27 protein-coding genes are annotated in these 21,962 nt (G+C 64.8%); 9 read left to right on the forward strand and 18 right to left on the reverse strand.

Annotated elements, in window-relative coordinates; genetic code table 11:
* Positions 1 to 77 precede the first annotated feature (77 nt).
* A complete protein-coding gene (locus ACERIM_RS08495) occupies positions 78 to 584 on the forward strand; it encodes an HPP family protein (protein WP_006648517.1) in 507 nt (168 codons plus the stop codon).
* 8 nt (positions 585 to 592) lie between these two features.
* Here ACERIM_RS08495 and ACERIM_RS08500 read toward each other — a convergent pair whose 3' ends face one another.
* Genes ACERIM_RS08500 through ACERIM_RS08510 form a run of 3 tightly spaced genes read right to left on the reverse strand, consistent with a single transcriptional unit; the run spans position 593 to position 2,600 of the window.
* The gene (locus ACERIM_RS08500) at positions 593 to 1,036 is read right to left on the reverse strand and encodes a low molecular weight phosphatase family protein (protein WP_373632083.1); all 444 of its coding nucleotides are present in this window, start codon (positions 1,034 to 1,036) and stop codon (positions 593 to 595) included.
* Positions 1,037 to 1,051: 15 nt separating this feature from the next.
* Complete coding sequence (gene arsB / locus ACERIM_RS08505) at positions 1,052 to 2,212, reverse strand: ACR3 family arsenite efflux transporter (RefSeq protein WP_006648515.1); 1,161 nt, start codon at positions 2,210 to 2,212, stop codon at positions 1,052 to 1,054.
* Entirely contained in the window at positions 2,205 to 2,600 is a 396-nt protein-coding gene (locus ACERIM_RS08510) for a metalloregulator ArsR/SmtB family transcription factor (RefSeq protein WP_006648514.1), read from the reverse strand. The genes arsB and ACERIM_RS08510 overlap by 8 nt, the downstream gene beginning before the upstream one ends.
* A gap of 140 nt (positions 2,601 to 2,740) precedes the next feature.
* Here ACERIM_RS08510 and ACERIM_RS08515 point away from each other — a divergent pair, with 140 nt between their 5' ends.
* Entirely contained in the window at positions 2,741 to 3,160 is a 420-nt protein-coding gene (locus ACERIM_RS08515; protein ID WP_006648513.1) for a RidA family protein, read from the forward strand.
* A gap of 304 nt (positions 3,161 to 3,464) precedes the next feature.
* Here the strand turns inward: ACERIM_RS08515 and fer are convergent, their stop codons facing one another.
* From fer to ACERIM_RS08545, 6 genes are all read right to left on the reverse strand, one after another.
* Positions 3,465 to 3,854 carry a ferredoxin Fer gene (gene fer / locus ACERIM_RS08520; protein WP_006183160.1) on the reverse strand — a complete coding sequence of 130 codons (390 nt, stop codon included), beginning with the start codon at positions 3,852 to 3,854 and terminating at the stop codon, positions 3,465 to 3,467.
* A gap of 356 nt (positions 3,855 to 4,210) precedes the next feature.
* Complete coding sequence (locus tag ACERIM_RS08525) at positions 4,211 to 5,395, reverse strand: inorganic phosphate transporter (protein WP_049965222.1); 1,185 nt, start codon at positions 5,393 to 5,395, stop codon at positions 4,211 to 4,213.
* Positions 5,396 to 5,628: 233 nt separating this feature from the next.
* Complete coding sequence (locus ACERIM_RS08530) at positions 5,629 to 6,054, reverse strand: universal stress protein (protein WP_373632087.1); 426 nt, start codon at positions 6,052 to 6,054, stop codon at positions 5,629 to 5,631.
* Between the two features lie 67 nt (positions 6,055 to 6,121).
* A complete protein-coding gene (locus ACERIM_RS08535) occupies positions 6,122 to 7,300 on the reverse strand; it encodes an anion permease (RefSeq protein WP_373632088.1) in 1,179 nt (392 codons plus the stop codon).
* Positions 7,301 to 7,403: 103 nt separating this feature from the next.
* Positions 7,404 to 7,781 (reverse strand): hypothetical protein, encoded by a 378-nt coding sequence (locus tag ACERIM_RS08540; RefSeq protein WP_373632090.1) that lies wholly within the window; start codon positions 7,779 to 7,781, stop codon positions 7,404 to 7,406.
* 227 nt (positions 7,782 to 8,008) lie between these two features.
* Positions 8,009 to 8,257: an arsenite transport protein gene (locus ACERIM_RS08545; RefSeq protein ID WP_373632092.1), complete on the reverse strand. Its 249-nt coding sequence runs from the start codon at positions 8,255 to 8,257 to the stop codon at positions 8,009 to 8,011.
* 6 nt (positions 8,258 to 8,263) lie between these two features.
* Between ACERIM_RS08545 and hisA the strand changes: the two genes are divergently transcribed.
* A complete protein-coding gene (hisA, locus tag ACERIM_RS08550; protein WP_006648507.1) occupies positions 8,264 to 9,016 on the forward strand; it encodes a 1-(5-phosphoribosyl)-5-[(5-phosphoribosylamino)methylideneamino]imidazole-4-carboxamide isomerase in 753 nt (250 codons plus the stop codon).
* 110 nt (positions 9,017 to 9,126) lie between these two features.
* On the opposite strand, the gene ACERIM_RS08555 is transcribed toward hisA, so the two are convergent.
* Entirely contained in the window at positions 9,127 to 9,384 is a 258-nt protein-coding gene (locus tag ACERIM_RS08555) for a hypothetical protein (RefSeq protein WP_006648506.1), read from the reverse strand.
* Positions 9,385 to 9,660: 276 nt separating this feature from the next.
* Here ACERIM_RS08555 and hisB point away from each other — a divergent pair, with 276 nt between their 5' ends.
* Positions 9,661 to 10,248, forward strand: a complete 588-nt coding sequence (gene hisB / locus ACERIM_RS08560) for an imidazoleglycerol-phosphate dehydratase HisB (protein WP_006183152.1) — start codon at positions 9,661 to 9,663, stop codon at positions 10,246 to 10,248.
* On the opposite strand, the gene ACERIM_RS08565 is transcribed toward hisB, so the two are convergent.
* Positions 10,249 to 10,950, reverse strand: coding sequence for a hypothetical protein (locus ACERIM_RS08565; RefSeq protein ID WP_373632095.1), 702 nt, complete (start codon positions 10,948 to 10,950; stop codon positions 10,249 to 10,251).
* A gap of 118 nt (positions 10,951 to 11,068) precedes the next feature.
* Between ACERIM_RS08565 and ACERIM_RS08570 the strand changes: the two genes are divergently transcribed.
* Positions 11,069 to 11,572 carry a hypothetical protein gene (locus tag ACERIM_RS08570; protein ID WP_006183149.1) on the forward strand — a complete coding sequence of 168 codons (504 nt, stop codon included), beginning with the start codon at positions 11,069 to 11,071 and terminating at the stop codon, positions 11,570 to 11,572.
* 4 nt (positions 11,573 to 11,576) lie between these two features.
* On the opposite strand, the gene ACERIM_RS08575 is transcribed toward ACERIM_RS08570, so the two are convergent.
* Positions 11,577 to 11,999: a hypothetical protein gene (locus tag ACERIM_RS08575; protein WP_006183148.1), complete on the reverse strand. Its 423-nt coding sequence runs from the start codon at positions 11,997 to 11,999 to the stop codon at positions 11,577 to 11,579.
* 209 nt (positions 12,000 to 12,208) lie between these two features.
* Here ACERIM_RS08575 and ACERIM_RS08580 point away from each other — a divergent pair, with 209 nt between their 5' ends.
* A complete protein-coding gene (locus ACERIM_RS08580) occupies positions 12,209 to 12,817 on the forward strand; it encodes a YigZ family protein (RefSeq protein ID WP_373632098.1) in 609 nt (202 codons plus the stop codon).
* 2 nt (positions 12,818 to 12,819) lie between these two features.
* On the opposite strand, the gene ACERIM_RS08585 is transcribed toward ACERIM_RS08580, so the two are convergent.
* The 6 genes from ACERIM_RS08585 to upp form a co-directional block, all read right to left on the reverse strand.
* Positions 12,820 to 13,689: a hypothetical protein gene (locus ACERIM_RS08585; RefSeq protein WP_373632100.1), complete on the reverse strand. Its 870-nt coding sequence runs from the start codon at positions 13,687 to 13,689 to the stop codon at positions 12,820 to 12,822.
* A gap of 51 nt (positions 13,690 to 13,740) precedes the next feature.
* On the reverse strand, positions 13,741 to 16,449 hold the full coding sequence (locus ACERIM_RS08590) for a TRAP transporter permease (RefSeq protein ID WP_373632102.1): 2,709 nt from the start codon (positions 16,447 to 16,449) through the stop codon (positions 13,741 to 13,743).
* Positions 16,446 to 16,979 (reverse strand): DUF1850 domain-containing protein, encoded by a 534-nt coding sequence (locus ACERIM_RS08595; protein WP_373632104.1) that lies wholly within the window; start codon positions 16,977 to 16,979, stop codon positions 16,446 to 16,448. The genes ACERIM_RS08590 and ACERIM_RS08595 overlap by 4 nt, the downstream gene beginning before the upstream one ends.
* 47 nt (positions 16,980 to 17,026) lie before the next feature.
* The gene (locus ACERIM_RS08600; RefSeq protein WP_006648500.1) at positions 17,027 to 17,977 is read right to left on the reverse strand and encodes a TAXI family TRAP transporter solute-binding subunit; all 951 of its coding nucleotides are present in this window, start codon (positions 17,975 to 17,977) and stop codon (positions 17,027 to 17,029) included.
* Positions 17,978 to 18,408: 431 nt separating this feature from the next.
* Positions 18,409 to 18,783, reverse strand: coding sequence for a cupin domain-containing protein (locus tag ACERIM_RS08605; protein WP_006648499.1), 375 nt, complete (start codon positions 18,781 to 18,783; stop codon positions 18,409 to 18,411).
* A gap of 153 nt (positions 18,784 to 18,936) precedes the next feature.
* A complete protein-coding gene (upp, locus tag ACERIM_RS08610; protein ID WP_006648498.1) occupies positions 18,937 to 19,614 on the reverse strand; it encodes a uracil phosphoribosyltransferase in 678 nt (225 codons plus the stop codon).
* Positions 19,615 to 20,074: 460 nt separating this feature from the next.
* Between upp and ACERIM_RS08615 the strand changes: the two genes are divergently transcribed.
* From ACERIM_RS08615 to ACERIM_RS08625, 3 genes are all read left to right on the forward strand, one after another.
* A complete protein-coding gene (locus tag ACERIM_RS08615) occupies positions 20,075 to 20,491 on the forward strand; it encodes a hypothetical protein (protein ID WP_373632599.1) in 417 nt (138 codons plus the stop codon).
* A 77-nt stretch (positions 20,492 to 20,568) separates the two neighbouring features.
* Positions 20,569 to 21,291 (forward strand): DUF5828 family protein, encoded by a 723-nt coding sequence (locus ACERIM_RS08620; RefSeq protein WP_006183136.1) that lies wholly within the window; start codon positions 20,569 to 20,571, stop codon positions 21,289 to 21,291.
* A 90-nt stretch (positions 21,292 to 21,381) separates the two neighbouring features.
* Positions 21,382 to 21,813 (forward strand): hypothetical protein, encoded by a 432-nt coding sequence (locus ACERIM_RS08625; protein ID WP_373632106.1) that lies wholly within the window; start codon positions 21,382 to 21,384, stop codon positions 21,811 to 21,813.
* Positions 21,814 to 21,962 lie beyond the last annotated feature (149 nt).

Below are 21,962 nucleotides of genomic sequence, written 5' to 3' on the forward strand. Positions count from 1 at the left end.
CCGACACCGGCTCGCGCGTTCGGCCGGTGATCGTCACAGCAAACGGCATATCCGTCCGTCCCCCGAACGCCTCGAGCATGAGGGACGGCGCGGCCTTCTCGACCCTGTACACCGGCGTCTTACTCGCGGTACCGGGCCTGCTGGCGTGGGTGACCGGGCAGGCGCTGCTCTTTCCGAGCCTGGGGCCCACGGCGTTCCTGCTGGCGACAGTTCGGGAGGGAGAGGTGACCGCGCCGCGGCGGGTCATCGGCGGCCACGTCGTCGGGATCGTCGCCGGGCTCGTCGCCTACCACACCATCGCGCCCGGCCTCGCGGTCACGACGGCTGCACCGATGTTCGCGGTCGGCCAGCTACGGCTGGTCACGAGCGGCGTCGCCGCCGTCGCACTGACCGCGGGTGGGATGCTCGCGACCGAGACGGTCCACCCGCCCGCCTGCGCGACGACGCTGATCGTCTCGCTGGGGCTGCTGGCGTCGCCGCTCGAGGGCACACTCATCGCGCTGGCCGTCGTCGTCCTCGTCGGCGTCCACGAACTGGTCACCCACGACCGTCCGTTCCGCGAAGACCTCCCGATCGGGCGCTAAGGGCGCCCTCAGGGTGCGTCGCTGAACTCGTCGAACAGCGCGGCCACTCGGCGCTCGATCTCGTCGCGGATCTCCCGTACCTCCTCGGGGTCGCCGCCGTCCGGATCGGGCAGCGCCCAGTCGCGGACGTCGACGCCGTCGACGTCGCCCAGCTCGAGCGTCGAACAACCCATCGTCGCGACGTAGTCACACGAGCGGAGTTCCGCGGTGGTGACCTCCCGCGGCGTTCGGTCGGACAGGTCGAACTCGAGTTCGGCCATGGCGTCGATCACGCCCGCGTGAACCTCGTCGGCCGGGTCCGTGCCGCCGGTCAGAATCTCGAGGGAGTCCGCGAGGCCGCGACGCTCGCGTTCGCGCTCGGCGAAGGCGGTCGACATCTGGGAGCGGCCGGCGTTTTGCACGCAGACGAAAGCGATGCGGATCGGGTCGTCGGAGTCGGTATCGGTGGTCATGGTGTGTTCTCGTGATCAGTCGTCGGTCGGTGTCTCTCGCGGTGTCGGCTCGAGGCTCCCCGTATCGCGCTCGCCCCAGTCGAACCGGCGCTGGAAGTACAGCGCGACGTTGACCAGCGCGAGCAGGACGGGGACCTCGATGAGTGGGCCGACGACGGTGGCGAAGGCGACGCCGGAGCCGACGCCGAAGACGGCGACGGCGACGGCGATCGCGAGTTCGAAGTTGTTCGAGGCCGCGGTGAAGCCGATCGCGGTCGTCGTCGAGTAGTCCGCGCCGATCCCCCGGCCCATCCCGAAGCTGATGAGGAACATGACGACGAAGTAGATCGTCAGCGGGACGGCGATCAGCAACACGTCGGCAGGCGCGGCGACGATGTTCGCGCCCTGCGTGGCGAACATCACGACGATGGTGAACAGCAGGGCGACCAGCGTGAGCGGATCGATCGTCGGGACGAACTCGTCGTCGTACCACTCCTCGCCTTTGGTTCGGGTCCCGACGTAGCGAGTGAGGATCCCGCCGGCGAAGGGGATGCCGAGGAAGACGACGATCGCCCAGAACACCTGTTCGGGCGAGACGTTGAACGTCGTGATCTCGGCCGCGAGCGCCTCCATTCCGAGCAGCGGCGGGAGGACGAGCGCGAAGAACCAGACGTACACCCCGTAGGTGACGATCTGGAAGAGGCTGTTAAAGGCCACGAGACCGGTGACGTACTCGGTCGAACCCTCGGCGAGTTCGTTCCAGACCAGCACCATCGCGATACACCGGGCCATCCCGATGAAGACGAGCCCGAGGAAGTACTCCGGACGGGCGGGTAGGCCGGGCACGAGCCCGCTGAAGAAGAAGACCGCCAGTCCGAACATCAGCGTCGGCCCGATGAGCCAGTTCTGGACGAGGCTCAGACCCAGCACCCGCCAGTTGCTGAAGACCGTCGGGAGCCGCGAGTAGTCGGCCTTCGCCAGGGGAGGATACATCATCGCGACGAGTCCGATCTCCACGAGGTGCAGGTCTCGAATCGGCTCGGTCACCGACGGCGCGACCTGCCCCAGGCCGACGCCGACGATCATCGCCGCGAAGATCCACACGGTGAGATACTTGTCGAGGAAATCCATCGACCGCGGATCCCCACAGCCCTCACAGTCGCAGTTCGGTCCGTGGTCGTGTGACCCGCTACTCATCCACGCTCCCCTCGAGGACGGTCACGAGCGCTACGGCGCGGTTGGTCGCCCGGTACTTCTTCCAGCGGCCGTCCTTGCGGCCCTCGACGAGGCCGGCCTCGACCAGCCCCGAGAGCGCGTGACTGAGCCCGCTCTCGGTAACGTCGACGACCGCGTGGAGTTCGCAGACACAGAGTTCTGCCTCTGCAGCGACGAGAACGCGAACGAGCGTATAGCGCGTCTCGTTGGCCAGTGCGGAAAGAACGTCGAGTTCGGTGTTGACCTGTTCCGGCCCGATCGCTGCCTCGAGCGTACTGAGTTCGTCGAGCCGTTCTTCGACATCTTCGCTGCGACATTCCCCGAGTTCGTCCTCGAGATATCGTTGGAGTCGCTCCGTCGCTCGTGCCATCGCTAGTTGGTTGAGTAGTAGCTCAATTAATGCTTCCGGTAGAAATCCATGCTAGTGGAAAGAGCCCTATATAGCGGACATAGGACTAGAGTGTTGGAATCAGCCGAATACTTTTAGTTGAGCATTTTCTAAACTGTCGTATGGAGAATCAGCAGAGAGGCGAGTCTCGTCTCGATCGTGTCAGTGAAAGCAGTCGGAAGCAACGGGACGGAGCAGAATTCGTCGGTGCGTTCGGGAAGAAAACCGGGAGTTCCGATCTCGTCTTTCTCGAGGGGTTGCTCCCAGAACGGGACGGTGAGGTCGCTCGTAGGGAACCGCCGTCACGGCAGCTAGAAATCTGTCTCCAAACGCTCAAAGCGGAACTGGACCGGTATGGCAAAGACCCGTCAGACGTTCTTCAATTAACGGTGTATCTCACAGACATGGATGCGTACGGGGAAATCAATGACACGTACGAGCAGTTCTTCGAGACGACATGCCCCGCACGTACGACGGTGGGCGTCTGTGAACTCCTCGGAGGGGCAGCAGTGACCGTTGACGGTGTTATCGCCATCGAATGAACGCGACGTTCGCGTACGCCCGTACCGAATCACCCCGTTACGTTCGACGCGGTAAACAGTGGGAGACTACTGATACCGTAGCGGTCGCCGTCGAAGCGGTAAATCGGTGATGGAATCGTGGAATTCGCCGAAGATGGGGATACTCTCGGGCGGAATCTCGTCCGTACCTGACTGAGAACGGCTGCCGGCAGTTCCTGTCGTTGGCGGACACACGGTAGAAAAGAGTCGAGACTACCCGCGGGTTGGGCGGCACTTGTCGGTTCGAAAAAACGTTGTTGTGGCCACGATGTGGCCCGCTCAAATTTTAAATGACGCGGTTCTGCAGGTAGTCGAGGTGCTTGGCGTTGTAGACGATCTTGACCTCGTCGGTCTCGGGCGAGCCGATGCAGGTCAGGCGGACGTTCTTCTCTTCGACTTCCTCGTCGGAGAGGATCTGCTGCATGTCCATGTCGATCTCGCCCTCCTTGACGATCGCCGCACAGTTCGCACAGGCACCCGCACGACACGAGAACGGCCAGTCGTAGCCCTGGGCCTCGGCCGCCTCGAGGATGTATTCGCCCTCGGCGACGTCGAGCGAGCCGTAGTCCTCGTCGTCGAGGCCGGCGTCTGCGGCCTCGTCGAAGAGGTCCTCGTCGTCCATGTCCCAGCCGTGGTCGTCCAGTACTTCGTAGTTGAGGTATTCTACCGTGGGCATCAGTCTTCGGTTCGGGTCCCGCACTGGTATAGCTTGCTGTTCAGTCCTAAATTGTCTATGAGTCAGAGTCGACTAATTCGAAGGAAAGAATCCCCGTGTTCGTTATAGAATGGGTGGATAGGAACGAGAAGAAAAAGAAATGTCGGAAAGAACCCGTCAAATGGTGGTGGTATTTGCCGAATCCGAAACCCGCCGCTGTACGGACATGAATCGGTGCTGGTCGCCGTCAGCGACGGCTCCGGATCGCGTACGGTCCGGTCACAGCGGGACGACGGAACGAACGTATCGAACAATCCGGCCAAAACGGAGAGACCAATGAGACGGGACGCGACGAACCGACCGGGACCCGCGGGCGGTCAGAACCCGAAGATCGGGACGAACCGGAAGGTGAAGTAGGCCCCGATCGTCGAGATGGCCGGGACGACGTTTTGCATCAGGATCACGCGGGCGGTCGTCGAGGGATCGAATAGATCCGACGCCTTCGGGATGTCCTCGACGTCTTCCTCGCCGATTTCGGGGGAGCGTTCGCCCTCCGCTTCCGCGGTCAGCGCGCCGACGGAGACGCGGGTTTCCTCGCCGCGGGCGGCGTCGGACAGCGTCGTCGTCCGGGTGGCTCGCCCCCAGCCCAGCCCGACGATGCTCATCGTCGCGATGACGACGAAGCTCGCGGGGATCCCGATCCACGAGAGGCTGACGACGATCCCCGAACTGATGACCGCGACGACGATCGCCGCGGTCAGCGGGAGGTTCGTGATGTCGCTCCCGAGCGTGTCGAGGGTCCGGCGAGCGATCGTGAAGCAGCCGACCGCGACCGCCGCACAGCCGATCAGGATCAGCGGCACCATGTCGACGTCGCCGGTGCCGTAGATCGGCGCGATCGCGTTGGCGATGTTGCTCGTCCCGGACGCAAAGCCCATCAGACACCCGATGGCGACGACAGTCAGTGCGCCAGTGATTTCCCGGCGGTCGGCATCGGCGCCGAACTGGAGCCGCGGGACGAGCCCCGACCGGTCGATCGAGACCATCGGCCGGCCCTCGTCTTTGGATTCGATGGCGATCCAGGCGTTGATCTGCGGATAGAAGTATCGTCCGACCACGCCGGCCACCCAGAACCCGATGATCGGCGCGACGATCCACCAGACGGCGATTTCGCCGAGTTCGTTCCAGTTGAGTTCGCCGGTCGCCATCCCCAGCGCGGCGATAGCGCCGACCGCGGTCATCGACGTCGAGGCGGGGACGCCGGCGTAGTTGCCGACGAACAGTGCGCCGCCGATAAAGAAGAGGACGGCGACGTTCGAGCGCAGCGTGAAGATCGAGGTGTCGGTAACGAGTTCCTCGCCGAGCGTCGTAACGACCTGCGGACCGATGGTGTAGGCCCCGACGAAGAAGAAGATCGACATCAGGCCGGCGGCCATCACCTTCGTGATCACGTTCGCGCCGACGGCCGGCCCGAACGCGGGGCCGGTCGTCGAGCCGCCGATGTTGTAGCCGACGAAGATGGCGGTGAGGATCCCGACGATAAGCAGCGGTTCCGCGTTCACGGTCAGTAGTCATGCGATCGGATATTAAAAATACGCCTATTCGTAGCTCTGGTCGTCCGCTCGTGTCGGCAGGGAAGGAACTCGCAGCTGACGGAATCGGCGCGCGTCTGCTACAGTCACGACGGTGGATCACACCACGGGACCGCGCGCTCGAGCGAGTCGCGGAAGGCGGCGAGCGGGTCGTGATCGATCGCCGTGCCGACCGGCGGGTCGTCGGCCCGTCGGCCCGCGGCTTACCGGACGACGACGACCGGAACCGGGGAACTCCGGAAGACCTTCTCGGCGACGTTGCCAACGAAGATACGATCCGCGATGGATCCACTGTGAGTCCCGATGACGACCGTCTCGTAGTCGTCCGCCCGGTTGATGATCGCACGCGCGGGATGGCCGAATTCGATCGCGGTCTCGAGTCCGGCGTCGCCGTCGGCGTCCGCGACGATGTCGCGTGCGCGATCGAACACCTCTTTCGCGTGTTCCTCCGCCGCTTCCTCGAGATCGTCGGCGAGCGCGAGCCCCGTCGCGTGTCCCCACATCTGTGACGGCTCGCCGACGACGTGTAAGGCGGTTATCTCGGCGTTCGGGAAGACCTCGAGGGCGTACTCGAGGGCACGGTCGCTCATTTCCGAGTCCTCCATCGGGACCAGGACACGTGAGACCATACGTCCCCTTCACCGTTGGGACGAATAAACACGCGGGGGCCGGGTCGAGCTGAGCGGGCACGTCGAGTCAGAGGCCGAAGACTGGAACGAACCGGAAGGTGGCGTACGCGCCGACCGTCGCGATGACCGGGACGATGTTCTGCATGAGGACCACGCGGGCCGTCGTTGCCGGATCGAAGAGATCGGACGCACGTGGGATCCGTTCCGGGTCCTCGTCGCCGATCGGCGGCAGCGTTTCGCCCTCCGCATCGGCGGTCAAGGCGTCGACGGAGATCGGGACCGATTCCTCGCCCCGGACGGCATCGGCCACGGTTATCGGGCGCGTCGCCCGTCCCCAGCCGAGGCCGATGATACACATCGTCGCGATGATGACGAAACTCGCGGGAATGCCGATCGCGGAGAGAAAGATGACGAGCGAGGCACTTACCGTCGCGGTGACGATCGCCGCCGTCAACGGCAGCTCCGTGAGATCGTTCCCCATCGTCTCGAGGGTGCGGCGCGCGATCGTGACCGTGCCGATCCCGACCGCGGCACAGCCGATGACGATCGCGGGGTTCATCGCGAGTTCGCCGCTGCCGACGAGCGGGGCGACCGCGTTCGCGATGTTCGAGGTCCCCGAGGAGAACGCCATCAGACAGCCGATGACGATCACCATCGCGATGCCCCCCAGCTCGCGCCGATTCGTGGTCTCGGTCGGGACCGGAACCGGAACCCGACGGGACCGATCGATCCGGTAGAGGGGCCCCTCACTGCGCACCATCGCGAGCCGTCGATTGAGCGACGAGTAGAAGTAGCGGCCGATGATCAGCGAGACCCAGAACCCGATAAACGGCGAGACGACCCACCAGATAGCGATCTCACCCATGACCGCGACGTTGAGTTCGCCGGCGGCGAGGCCGAGTCCCGCGATCGAGCCGACGGCCGTCATCGACGTCGAGGCGGGGACGCCGAAGAAGTTCCCGACGAACAACGCAGCGCCGATAAAGAAGAGGACGCCGATACTCGCCTCGAGCGTGAAGACGCCGGGATCCCGGACGAGTTCGCGGCCGAGGGTATCGACGACGCGGCGACCGATCGTCCACGCTCCGACGAAGAAAAACACCGTCATCAACACGCCGGCCGCGGTCTTCGAGATCGCATCGGCACCGACGGCCGGGCCGAACGCCGGTCCTGTCGTCGCACCGCCGACGTTGTATCCGACGAAAACGGCCACGAGGATCCCGACGAGAAGCAACGCGGACACCATACTGAGAGGTAGCTATCACGTCGATTCGGATATTCGTTGTGCCGTCTCGTACGCAGAGAGGATCGACGGCCGTCGGACACGGATTTCGATCGTCGACGAGGGACTATCGGGCGGGGTCGTCGGTCTCGTCCGATTCGTCGGTGTCGACGACAGTCTCCTCGAGGAGATTCTCGATTTCGTCCTCGCGTGGCCGACGATCGATGCGTTCGTCGACGGTTTCGATCCGTTGCTGGACCGTATCGACTTGCTCACCGATCGTCTGTTCGACGGCCTCTTCGACCGTCTCCTCCATCTCCGTCGTCATCCATTCCGGATCGAAGCGTGCCATCTTCCAGATGACGTGTAGTGCGTACGAGACGAGGACGCCTAACCCGAGCGCTAACCCGACTCGTGTTCCCTCGACGACGATCAAAACGACCGACACGAAAATCAGACCGCCGTAGGCGAGATCGATGATCGCGTCGATATAGCGTGGCTTCATCGCTCGGTCAGCCCCTTCAGCGCAGTTGCGGGTCGGTTTCGAACTCGAGCCATACGGGATCGCATCACATACCGTCATTTCAGGACAACGTGTGAAAGCACTTTGGGGAATCTGCATCGAACGGCCCGGAAGGACGCGATCGCAAACACTGTCCCGAGCGACGGAAGCAGCTGTAAGGTACACCGATCTGGCCGACGGTACCGAACCGGTAGCTGCCGGGGTCGGAATCAGGTGGACGTCGCCGAGTCGATAGGAACCCCGTCGGCTGGACGACCAGCCAATGCCCCGCCACCGGCCTCCTCGAGCCCGATCCCACGCGAAATCGCACCGCCCAACAGGAAGTTGATCTCCCACTCGGCGGTCTCATCGAAGGCGATAGGCGCTAAGACGCCGATTGTGATCACCGCGACGACGCCCACAACGCGGCGACGGCAGTCGACGAAACCGTCGCCTTTACTCGCGCCGGCCTCGCGCACTCGAGTATGGGTACTGATGGCAACGACGGAAGCGGGACGTTCGAGGTGATCCCGGCGGTCGACGTACAGGACGGCGAAGTCGTCCAACTCGTCCAGGGAGAACGCGGCACGGAAAAGAGCTACGGCGAGCCGATCGAGGCCGCTCAGCGGTGGCTCGACGCCGGTGCGGAGTCGCTGCACCTGGTCGATCTCGACGGGGCGTTCGAGGGCGAACGGGGGAACGCCGACGCCATCGACGCGGTGATCGACGCCGTCGACGTCCCCACGCAACTGGGCGGGGGCATCCGCACCGTCGACGACGCCGTCGACCTGCTCGAGCGGGGCGTCGACCGGGTGATCCTCGGGACGGCGGCGGTCGAGAACCCCGAGATCGTCGGCGAGATCAGCGAGCGCCACCCCGAGAGCGTCGTCGTCAGCCTCGACGCGAAAGACGGCGAGGTCGTCGTCGAGGGCTGGACCGAAGGCGCGGGGATCAGCCCCGTTGAGGCAGCCAAACGGTACGAGGATCTCGGTGCCGCCGGGATCCTCTTTACCAACGTCGACGTCGAGGGGCGACTCGAGGGGGTCGCGACCGAACCGGTCCGCGAACTGGTCGCGGCGACGGACATCCCCGTGATCGCCAGCGGCGGCGTCGCGACCCTCGCGGACGTCCGCGACCTCGCGGACGCCGGCGCAGCGGCCGTCGTCGTCGGGAGCGCGCTCTACGAGGGGCAGTTCACGCTCGAGGAAGCACAGGCGGCGGTCGACGCCGCCGAGTAGCGTCGCGGATCGGTAGTGGCGGCCAGTCGCGGGAGAACGACGGACCGGTTCGGACGGCGGGCGGCGACCGACCGGTCGAACCGGGTGCGAAACCGCCTCACGATGCAGCGTTACTGGTTGTAGCCGTGACCGAGGTAGAGTGCGAGGACGTTGATCGCGAGCAGGGCGAGGAAGGCCAGCGTCACGTGGGGATCGCCCAGTCCCTGCATGAGAAGCGGCACATGGACGAAGGGCAACGCGATAGCGCCCCAGAACGACAGGAACTGTGCGGGGCGTTTGACCGACCGGCGGAGTCGGCCGCGGTCACGCTCCGTCTCGGGGTTCGACGGAGCGATCGATTCGTTCGACAGTGGGGAGGGGTTTGACATCGGATCGGGGCACCTCGTCTCGACTGTGAGATTCACTGCAAACGTCATATAACGGGTCGACGGTTGGCGTCGTTTCGGCCCGTTTCAGCCCGTACGTGGCGAGTGAATGACTTTTTTATGGCGGCTGAAATCCCTTTAGACGTTTTATTATAGCATCTCCTCCGCTATCGGGAGTGCAGAGCTGAGTCGCCGAATTCGGCGGTCGATTCGGGAGGCGGTGCGATGCGGGCACCGACGAGCGGAACCGCCTTGTATCGGGGGCGGCATGGGTTCGACATGAGCGAGCGAACGGCAACGGTCACGCGCGAGACGGCCGAGACGTCGATCGAGTGTACTCTCGAGATCGACGGGAGCGGGACGGCCGCGGTCGACACCGGCATCGGCTTCTTCGATCACATGCTGACGTCGTTCGCGAAACACGGCCTGTTCGACCTCGAGGTCGACTGCGACGGCGACCTCGAGATCGACGACCACCACACGGTCGAGGACGTCGCGATCGTCCTCGGCGAGGCATTTGACGCGGCGCTTGGCGATCGATCGGGTATCGTCCGGTACGCCGACCGACGCGTTCCGTTGGACGAGGCGGTCGCGGGGGCCGTCGTCGACGTCAGCGGCCGCCCACGCTTTTACTTCGAGGGGACGTTCTCTCAGGCGTCGATCGGCGGGTTCACCAGCGACATGGCCCGTCATTTCGGGGAATCGCTGGCGATGAACGGCGGCCTGACGCTCCATCTCGAGGTCGACGGCGAGAACGCCCACCACGAGGTCGAGGCGCTGTTCAAGGCGCTGGCGCGGACGCTCGACGACGCGACCCGAATCGACGAGCGCCGGGAGGGGACGCCCAGTACGAAAGGGACGCTCTAGTCACGGTCGCCGAAGCGTCTCCCCCTTCTCGACGAACTCCCCGTCTTCGATCGCGTAATCGACGATCGCCTCGGCCTCGCGTGGCTCGAGGTCGTAGGCCCCGGCAGCCAGTTCCTCGACGGCGCTGCGGTCCATGGGAAACTCGCGGTTGCGCAGGAGCCGAACGACCTTGGCGTAGGCCGCCGGTCGGCCGGTCGCGGTCCCGTCCCGATCGTCGCCTCGGTCGGGCTCGCCATCGGCGGCGTCGGCCGCACCGGCACCGTCGTCGCCGGCGGTATCGGCCGCCGTCTCGTCGGCCGACTCGGTGGCGGCACCGCGTTCGTCGCGTTCGAACGTGATCCCGTCCTCGAGCGACGCGTCGGCGGCATCGGCGTCGGCCGTCGCGGTGGCGGCGTCGTTGGAGCCACTATCGGAGCCTGAATCGGCTTCTGCCGCGTCGGCAGTCGTCGGAACCGTCGCGGCCGAACTGCCCCCGTCGGATCGGTCGTCGCCGGTCGCATCGGTGTCCGTCCCACCGGCAGCCGCGCCGTCGCGGGCCCGGGCGAGCAACGGTTCGAGCAGCCCCTCGAGTCGCTCCCGACAGTCGGGACAGAGAACGACCCGTCGCTGTTCGGCTTCGGTCGGCTCGAGTTCGGGCGGGACGATCTCGAAGGTCCCGGCGGCGTCGCCCTCACAGAAGTCGCAGGTCCGGAGTTGGCGCATACGGACGGTATCGGACGGGGCGTACAAAAGCACACGTCAGACGGGTATCGGGGACGCCGTCGTCGAACGAGGTCAATCACCGGACATTATACCACCCCGGCCGTAGGGACGACAACGAATGTTCGACGAGATCATGGAGAAGTTCGAGGGATCACCGAGCCAGCAGGCGGTCATCAGGCTGCTGCTCGAGCGGGGCTTTTCGGTCAACGACGACGGCCGGGTCGTCTCCGGCGGGATCGAGATCCCGAACACCGGCATCGCCCGCGAGATCGGCGTCGATCGGCGGGTCGTCGACTCGACGACCGACGTCATCCTCGAGGACCCCGAACTGCGGCGTATCTTCCAGAACATCTCGCAGGTACCGAGCCTGATGGATCTCGCCCCGGTGTTGGATCTGACCGTCCTGTCGGTCGCGGTTCAGAACGCCGAACAGGAGGGGATCGTCGCCGAGGTCACGGGAACGCTCGCTGACAACGGCATCTCGATCCGACAGACGATCAGCGAGGACCCCGAGTTCACCGACGAGCCGAAACTCTACCTGATCGCCGACGGCGACCTGCCGGGCGAGGTGATCACCGAGATCCGCGATCTCGAGTTCGTCCGGAAGATCGAACTCCAGTAACGGGTCAGGCGGCGTCGGTCCCGTCGGGGGTCGGCGCGTCGACGCTGTCGGCGTACTCGTCTAACACCGACGCGAGCGCGCTCGTTAGTTCCTCGAAGCGCTCGATCGACATGTCGTCGGTCGTCACCCAGACGCCGTGGGGCCCCCGGATGACTCGCGAGAGGAACCCGTTCTCGAACATTCGAATCGTCGCCTCGTACTCGCCGAGTTGGGTGTTCCGGTAGGCCGACTGCGAGTGGAACCCGAGCCGTTCGTGTTCGGCGAAGCCGATCAGATCGGCCGTCTGCTCCAAGTCCGACCGGAGATACAACTGTTCGACGTCGTCCTCGGTGAAGTAGGTGATACTGCGGAGTTCGTCGCCGACCGTCGTTCGGCAGACGCTGTGGATCTCATCTGCGAGGTCGGAATGGATTGCATCGCCGTCCATGTGTCCACATTGGGCATGGGGGAATAATAGCGTATGGGAGCCAGCGACATACCCCGTGAGAAGCGACGAACCGCGGCGCGTGACACCGGGCAAACGCTTGCGAGCCGGTCGAGGCGGTCCCGACGAGCGCCAACCGACGGGCTCTTTTCGCCGACCGTTGTAGCGGCAAATATGACACGCGTCCGGACTCGATCGCGGAGGGAACGCCCGTGAGCGACACCTACCGGACCGTCGCGGCGTCGGCCACCGCCGAGTTCGTCGTCCAGGGATCGGAGTTTCTCGGCCACGTCCGTCCCGTGGACTCCGTCTCAGCGGCCGAGGCGTTCGTCGAGACCGTCCGCGAGGAGTACGCCGATGCGACCCACAACGTGCCCGCGTACCGGGTCCGGGCCGGCGACGACGGCGAGTTCCTCCGGGAGTACTCGAGCGACGACGGCGAACCCTCCGGGTCGGCCGGCAAGCCGGCGCTGAACGTCCTCACCCAGCAGGAGATCGAGAACTGTGCGGTCGTCGTGACGCGGTATTACGGCGGGACGAACCTCGGCGTCGGCGGGCTCGTCCGGGCCTACTCGCGGGCGGTGAAAGACGCGCTCGACCGGGCCGGCGTCGTCGAGGAACGCCCCCACGAACGGCTCGAGATCACCGTCGATTACGACGACTCGGGGACCGTCCGCTCGATCCTGGAGAGCGAGGGCCACGAGTTCGACGCCGACTACGAGGCCACGGTCACCTTCGACGTCCGCGTCCCGCTCGCGGAAAGCGAAGCGCTACGGGATCGGCTCCGAAGCGCGACGAGCGGCCGAGCCGACCTCGAGTAAACCTATCCCGCCGTGCCGTTCGGGAGCCGCCCCTCGATCTCGGCCCGGAGCGCCTCGAGGTCCGGGAGTTCCTCGCGGTCGAAACGCACGTCGAAGAGTCCCCGATCGAGGACGAGTTCGTCTTTGCGGAGTCGGACGTGAGCGACATCGTCCCAGGGAACGAACTCCCGGGTGTAGGGCCGACGCTTGACGAGACCGTCCGCGTAGACCCGTATCTCGGGCGTGGCTCCGAACGCGCCGAGCCGCCAGCGACCCTCGACGAGTCCGCTGGCAACCCACGCGATCGCCAGCCCGGTCCAGACGAGCGTGCCCACCCAGTTCCCGGTGAGTGCGTCGCCGATTCCCAACAGGAGCCACATCGCAAGGAGGAGGGCGTCCAGCTTGGGGCTACTCGGCGGATTCCATCGCCACGTTGCGATGGGGTCACTGGGCGTGTACGCGTCGGTATAGCGGGTCGCGACCAGCCAGCGGAGGACCAGACCCGCGACGGCGGCGGCGATCGACGCCGCGAGCGCCACGACGCCGACGGGCGACTCGAGCGGCGTCACCAGCGAGACGCCGGCCGCGATCCCGACTGGAACTGGCAAGAGGACGAGCGCGGCCCGTCGACCCCACGTTCGGCCGAGCCGGACCGCCAACCCGCGGACGCGACTCGCGAGGGCGACGCCGACGAGACAGCCGCCGCCCAGTCCAGCGGCGTACGTTCCCGCCACGCCGTTCGAAGTCGTCTCCGGACGGACCAGCACGACCAGTACCGTCACGAGACCCGCAACGAGAACGCCGACGTAGCCGCCGAACGCGAGTCGAAACACGCGGTCCGGTGAGGGAACGTCGTTAGGAACGAGCGAGCGATCAGACTCTCGAGCAGTCACGAACGACTCTTGGGCAGATTATGTTAAAACAGTAATGGGTCGACGGTTCGATTACACGTCGTTCGGCGTCGGTGTGGCGGCCCCCAACTCGGCACCGGATGCACGGGCGGAGTTGCGGTAGGAAAGCGAGACGAGAATCGCCAGTCCGAGCGCCCGGAGCGGGAGCGTGACGAGGAGGTCGGTGAGGCCGACGGACAGTCCGGCCAGCGAGAGGACGCCCTCGAGGACGAGGAGCGGCACCTCGGGGACCATCAGGAAGATCGATGCGGCCGCGTACAGCGTCCGGCGACCGGAGTCGACCGGGGAGTACTGACAGCCGATGATCGTGACGCCGAGTGCGTACACGCCGAGGAACATTCCGAGGACGGGAACGACGACCTCGGGGAGGAAGAAGCCGAGGTCCGAGATATCGGCCCAGCCGATGAGTCCCCATTCACCACCGGTCTCTCGGACGAGCAGGATACCCGGCGAGAAGACGAACGCGAACGGGACGAGGATCTTGTTCAGCGAGAGGAGGAACGCAGTGATCGCGGTTTTGAGTTCGTCGGCTTTCGCGACGCCTGCACCGGCGAACGCGGCGACTGCGACGGGTGGCGTGACGTCCGCCATCAGCCCGAAGTAGAGGATAAAGAGGTGGGCGGCGACGACCCAAACGCCGAGGTCCTCCATCGGTCCGCCGAGCATCGCGACCAGGATGATGTACATCGCGGTCGTCGGCATCCCCATTCCGAAGATGATCGCCGCGACGCCCGTCAAGGCGAGCAGGATCAGGATCGACCCACCGCTGACGGCCTCGATGAGCGCGGCGAGGTTCGGGCCGAGCCCGGAGACGCTGATCACGCCGGGGACGACGCCCGCCGCTGCGACGGCGATGACGACCGTCGTTGCGGTCCGCGCGCCCGAATCCATCGATTTCACGACGAACGTGCCGAAGCGGTAGCCGGCGTTACCGGCGATCGACGGACGGCCGATCGCTTCCGCGCTCCGGCGTGCGGAGTCGTCGACCGCACTGTCGAGTTCGAGCAGCGGTGCGTCCGACCGCGGCCGAGCGAGCAGGAAGCCGACGCTGACGAGGATCGCGATCGTCCCGAGGTCCGACGCGGCGGCGGTCGCCGCAGCACCGAGCGCGTACGGATCGGCCGCCGACTCGAGGCCGATCGGGACCTGAATCGCGGTCCCGAGCCCGACGCCGTAGGTCGCGAACGCCGCGGCGTGGGCGAGCGTAATCGCGGCGATCGATCCGAACAGCGGGCCGCGACTGCGTTCGTCGTAGGCGGCCACGACGGCGATCAACGCGACGATAGCGATGATCGTATACCAGCCGGCGCGGTTGATCGACAGTCGAGCGATGACCAGGAAGTGAATCAGGAGGACAAGCGGGATCAGATAGAACCATCCGGTGCGGAAGTTCTCGAGACCGTTCGGAAGCTCACCGCGTGCGATCCCGCCGATCCCGCCACGAACCGCCTCGAAATGGACCATGACCCACATCCCGAAGAAGAAGGCGATCGCGGGCAGAGTCGCCGCCACGATCACGTCCGAATACGCCGTCCCGGTGAACTCGACGATGAGGAACGCGGCCGCACCCATCACCGGCGGGAGGACCTGCCCGCCCGACGACGCCGAGGCCTCCACCGCGCCGGAGAACGATGGCGAGTAACCCGACCGTTTCATCAGCGGGATCGTGAACGCGCCCGTCGTCACCGTGTTGGCGATCGACGAGCCACTGAGCATTCCCATGAAGCCGCTCGAGACGACGCTCGCTTTCGCCGGGCCGCCCTTTCTGGTGCCGGTCAGCGAGTACGCGAGGTCGATGAACCACTTGCCGGCACCGCTCATCTCGAGGAAGGCACCGAAGAGAATAAAGATGTAGATGAAACGAACGCTGACCGCGACGGGCGTACTCATGATGCCCGCTTCGGTGGTGTACCAGAGGTCGTAGACGATACTCGCCCAGGTATCGGGCTGAATCGACAGCGCCCCGATCGCCGAGTCGTGCGGGATGAAATACCCCCAGCGAGCGTAGGCGATGAACGACGCGATCAGCGACATGAGGACGACGCCGAGGGTCCGGCGCGTCGCCTCAAGCACCAGCAGGATACCGAGCGCGCCAAGCAGGAACGCACCGGACTGCTCGTCGATCGGCACGCCGAGCGTGGCCAGTGCGACCACGAACGGCTCGAGTAGCGGGATGGCCTCGCCGAGCGGCTCGCCCGACTGGATACCGAAGGTCGCCAGCCGCTTGATCTCGTCGTACGAGGTGACGACGTAGTACATCGGGAACAGCGAGAGGACGGCGAGGACGGCGTCGAGCGGCGTAATCCGTCGCAGGTTCGGATCGACGGCCGCCCAACGGAGCCCGTCTCCGAGCCGTTCGACGGCCCGGGTAACGGAGCTGTCCGGACCGAATCGGCGTCGGGCAGCGGGAACGATCGCGCCGAGTCGACGGGCGATGCGCCCGTCGCCGCCGCTCGCCGGGAACAACAGGAACGCGAGGACGAGCGCGAACGTCACGTGGATCGAGTACACCTGCAGTGGCTGTAGCGAGGCGATCTCGACGGATCCGACGACCGGTAGCGTCACGCTGAACTGATAGCTCCGGGCCGCGATCCACATCTGGAACGCCGAAAACGTGATCCCGATCAGGGCGACGAGCGCAGCCGAGAGTCCCTGATGGGTTCGGCTTCGATCGACCTCCTGTAGTACGTCGTCCTGTTCCTCAGTCGAAAGCGCGTCTTCGTCTCGTGTGTCCGTACTCATGGTTGCATGTGTAGTGATCTCGGATCGTCTATCGGCGCGAAGCGAGCCTCGGCCCGGAGGAGATCGTCGACGAACGTCGGCTCGAGTATGGAGAGGGAAACTGCCCCATCGGAGAGCGAGACCAGATCGTAGCGTTCACCGTCGACGATGAGTTCGTGTCCGGCGATCGATCCCGGAACGACCCCGACTTCGTCGTACGATTCGTTGAGGTCGAGGACGAGCCCCTCGTCGGTCGTCTCGATCGGCGCGTCCGAGGGCAGCCCAGCACCGTGTGAGTGAAAGACCATCCGATCCATTCGGAGCTGGGTGCCGTCGACGACGTAGATATCCTCGACGGGCGTCTTCTCGACGCTGTGCGTATACGAGAGCGTAACGACGTCGCCGTCGTCTACCGGCACCGAAAGCAGTTGCTCGTCGGTTTCCGTGTCGGTAACGACGAGCGTCCGATCCGCTGACGCCGTCGGCGCGACGGTCGCTGCCGCTCCGAGCAGGACGAGAAGAGCCAGTATACCGGCCAAGTAGCGCGACATTGAGCGGGTCACGGTCAGTGAGTGCGTATCAAGAACGGCGGAGCCGATCAGTCGAAGTACGCTGCAGCGCCCGAGTGGAGATCGATCGACATCCCGTTCTGTGCCGACTCGACATCGATGAACTCCGCCTTCTGATCGATGTCGCCGGTGTGGTCGAAGATCGCCGTCGTAACGGCCTCGACGGTCTCCTCGTCGACCCCCTCGTGGGTCGCGATCATCGCCTGGACCGACACCGTCTCGACGGCCTCACTGACCCCGTCGTAGGTGTCGGCAGGGATCGTGTCCTCGGCGAACCAGTCGGCCTCGTTCATCACGTTCTCGCGGGTCTCGCCGCCGATCTCGACGATGGAAATACCCGCACTGGTCGCGAGGTTCTCGATGGAGCCGACCGGCCAGCCGCCGACGACGAACGCCGCGTCGACGTCGCCGTCGCGGATCTGGTCGGTCGCCGTATCGAAGTCGGTGTTTTGCTCGGTGAAGTCGCCCTGTTCGATGCCGGCAGTTTCGAGAATCTGCAACGCGTTGACCTGCGTCCCGCTGCCTGCATCGCCGGTGTTGACCGTTTTGCCGTCGAGGTCCGCGACCGTCTCGATGTCCGAATCGGCCTGCGTGATGACGTGAATCGTCTCAGGGTACAGCGTCGCGACGCCCCGGATGTTCTCCATCGCGTTGCCTTCGAGGTCCTTGTGACCCGTGCCGTTGACCGCGAAGTAAGCGATGTCGTTTTGAATCAGTGCGAACTCGGCGTCCTCACGGTTGAGGCTTCCGACGTTCTCGAGACTCGCGCCCGTCGACTGGACCTGCAGGGAGTACTCCGTGTTGTCTTCGACGATCGTTTTGAAGTTATTCGAGAGCGGGTAGTACGTGCCGCCAGTACCGCCCGCGTGCCACGAAAGCGTGTTTCCGTCGCCGCCACCACTGAGACAGCCGGCGAGACCGGTGATCCCAGCAGCACCCGCTGCCTTGACAAAATTGCGCCTGTTGAAATGAGATGACATACTTCGATTCCAAGTAACGGGGCTATATACATTATTGATTGTCAATCGTATCCTCAGTATTAGTTTGCATCCCTACATTACAGACCCTAATGACGAATATTCGTTCAAAAACATAATTATCTATATAGCCTTATATTCCTCGCGACAGATGAGGGGAAGACAAAAGTCGGGTTCGACTGGAAACGAAGGGGTCGCGGACACCCATACCCACACCGGGATCGTTCGAATGAACACGGCCAGAAACGTCGGCGGTCTCGGTTGCATCGTCCTCGCAGTGCGTCTCAATCGGCTACCGGACCATATCCGGCCGATCGGCACCCCACGTTCATCGCCGGCAGTGACCTGCTCGCCACCGCGGTCAGCCAGCAGTAGCCGGTGAACGCGGCGCTGGGAATCGATGCCTGCAGCGGGGAGGTGGCGGACGCTCGAGGTTACGCCTCGGGTTCGTAGGGCGCGACGTCGTCGACCGCCGGCGCACCGATCGCCACGACCGACACCCGTTCGTCGGCGTCTTCGGGATTGTAGGCCCGGTGTGGCGACTCCGGCCGGGCCGCGAACAACGATCCCTCGGGAACCTCGAGGTCGCCCTCGGGCGTCTCGACGTGGAGCGTCCCAGAGAGGACGAGGAACGCCTCCTCTTGGGTGTCGTGGACGTGATAGGCCAGCGGTAACTGTTCGCCCGGTGCCGCGTCGAAGCGGTTGATCGCGACGTTGTCCAGGCCGGCCGCGTCGCTCAGTCGACGGAGGTCACAGGGCCGTTCGTCGACGTACTCGAGGTCGTCCGGATCGACGACGCTGTACTCCATGGGGGTCTGTACGAGGCGGTCCGCAAAAGTCCGTCGCCACCAGTCCGCTCGGTGATACCTCGAGCGCGAGTTCATACGGTCGACTGTCCGTCATTACCGGTGGGACCGCGACCGCCCTGCAGTCCCGCCAGGACATCGGGACAGCAAACCGTATCAGGTCGTGCGGAACGCGCGGTCGCCGGCGTCGCCCAGTCCGGGGACGATGAAGCCGTTCTCGTCGAGTCGGTCGTCGATCGACACCGTCAGCAGGTCGGCCTCGTCGAACTCATCGTCAACCCGGAGCAGTCCCTCCGGTGCCGACACCGCCGAGAGGACGATCAGGTTCTCCGGTTGCACCGCGTTCTCGACGATGTGATCGAGGACGGTACACATCGTACTCCCGGTTGCGAGCATCGGGTCGGCGATGATGACCGTGTCGTCCTCGGTGATTTCGGGCAGTTTCACGTAGTCGACCGTGATGGGGAACGAGCCGTCCTCCTCGCGGCCGGCCTCCTCGTCGCGGCTCGCGCTAATGACGCCCTGTCGCGCCCGCGGGAAGGCCTTTAGCAGTCCCTCGACGAACGGCGTCGCCGCGCGTAAGACGTTGATGATCACGACGTCGTCGAGGCCGCGAACGCGCTCGCCCATCGTCTGCTCTAAGGGCGTCTCGATCTCGACGTACTCGGTCTCCATGCGGCCGTCGATGATCTCGTAGCCACAGATCCGACCGAGTTTGACCAGTCCCTTCCGGAAGCTGACCTGCTCGGTTTCGACGTCGCGGAGCCGACTCAGCGTGTCCTTGGCCAGTGCGTGAGTGATGAGATAGGCGTTGTCCCGGTCTTCGATCGGCATACCCGTATGGCCACCCGCCGGGTAGTTCACAGTGTCGATCAGCGGCGACGACCGTGCGACGCGACACCGTGTCGAGACGGTCGCACCGGGGGAAAGGATGAATTGTGACCGCTAACAGGGTTTTACCGAGGCGCAAGCCACACTCCGCCCGAAATTCGGGCGGTCGCTACGACACCCGAAACCGGCTTCGCCCGGCCGAAACGGTCGTAACGGTGGCTCCGGTTTAATCGGCCGATCGGCGTAGCCTCCGGTGCCCGATCACGGGCGAGGAATTCCAATGAGCAACCAGCACCACCAGCAGCCGCGACAGGGACCGACGGGACAGCAACCGACGAGCCGAGGCGGAATGCAGGGGACGGGCGGGCAACAACCGATGGGCAGGCAACGAATGAGCGGCCAGCAGCCGACCAGCGGCGGCCAACAAACGGGTGGTCAGCAGTCGATTGGCGGCGGCCAGCGGATGGGAAGCCAGGGAACGCAGGGCCAGCGATCGTTCGAGGACCACCTCACCAACGAACTGCGGATCGCGCTCGAGGACTTCACCGAACTGTCCCACGTCGCCGACTGGTGTGCGAAGATGTGTGCCTCGGAGGGGCCACAGCTCGCGACGTGTGCGGCGATCTGTCGCGACATCGCGGAACTGGCCGCGTTCAACGAGAAGCTGATCGCCAGGGACTCGATGTTCGGCCCCGAAATCGCGGACACGTTCATCCGGATCGCCCGGGAGGGCCTGCCGGAACTCCAGCAGTACCAGCAACATCCCCACGTTGCTGAGACGATCTCAGCGATCGATCGGACGATGGACTCCTGTACGACGCTGCTCGAGATGGTCGGCGGGCAGTCGATGGGCGGCCGCGGGACGAGCGGCCAGCGGTAACGTCCCCCGGTACCGATCCACGTGACCGACGGCAGAGAAGTTTATACCTGTCCGCACGCTACCCCTCGGCCAGCCGAATGGAAGAGAGCATCTCGGGGTTCAAAGTCCGCGGTGACTGGGGCGATATCGTCGAACACGGGGAGCGAATCACGCGCGCGCTCCGCGATGTCGACGTCCACGATCCCGATCAGGAGTGGGGCGCGCGCTTCGCGCGTGCCTTCGAGGAATGGGACGAGTGGCGACCCAAAGCCCACGAAACCCTCGATTCCGACGTCAGCGAAAAGACCGCCGACCAAGCCAGCGTCGAGGAAGGCAAAGGCGAAAAGGCCGGCAAGGAGCCCGACGAGGACATCAAGACCGCCGGCGAGAAGCTCTCGGAGTCCTACGAGAGCCTCGAGGACGACGACGCCGGGGCCGCGGTCGACAACTGGAAGGAGTCGATCGATTACGTCGCGCGCGCGGCCGACTCAGCGAGCCGCAAGGCCCTGCGTCGGGTCGAGGACACGGTCTACCAGAACGTGATGACTCAGCTCGCGCCGTACTACTTCGACAACGAACTCGTCAGCGCCAACGTCCAGCAGTCGACGCGCAACGGCGGCAACGGCGAACAGTTCGTCTTCGAGGTCAACGTCAACGACGACGACCTCAAGGAGGCGGTCTCGGAGCGACTCGCCGAGTACGAGGACGAGATCGACCGCTGGCACGTCGAAGTCGAGAAAGACACCGACGCGGCCGAGGCCATCGAGGGCGCGGAGCCGCCGCCGGAACCCGACGACAACTCGCGGTCGACGACGAACTGAGACGACCCGTCGGGTTGTCGTCTCACTCGGTCCAGGAGCGCTCCGCTCGAATATAGATAGAATATTGTGGTGTGCTGACAGAATTGCCGTATGGAACGCGACCGACGCGCGACCGGCAACTGGCTCCTCGAGCCGACCGCCGATGGGGCACCGCTCGGCGTTGGAATACTGGGATGGCTGGTCCTCATCAACGGAATTCAAATCGGTATTCAAGGTATTAGTGAAGATACCCCCCTCGGACTCTGGCCAGCAATCGTCGTCGGTGCGTGTACAGTCGGTATCGGATGGACGATCATCACTGGCCGGCCGATCGGCCTCGCCGGCGGCGTCCTTGCGTGGAGTGGTCACATTCTATCGGGGTTTTTCGGGATTCTCGGCGCACGTACTCTCGAGAGTGATGTCGATCTGCTACTCGGTGTCGTGGCCGCCGTGGCGCTCTGGCTGACCGGACTGTGGATCCTATACAGACACAAGGGGTTCTTTCTCGACCACGTCGCGACCGATTCCGAGTCAGTCAGGTAATATTGACTGTCCAAACGGCGACAGATGGACGTGGAGACCAGGCGGATTCTCACGGCTTCCCACCTGCAGTAACTCGAGCAGGCCCGGTGCCGTTACGCTACCCGAACGGCCGCCACTGGCAGCCGCAGGTCGGCACACACTTGTAGGGG

Source organism: Natrinema sp. H-ect1 (genome assembly GCF_041821105.1).
Taxonomy (GTDB): domain Archaea; phylum Halobacteriota; class Halobacteria; order Halobacteriales; family Natrialbaceae; genus Natrinema; species Natrinema thermotolerans.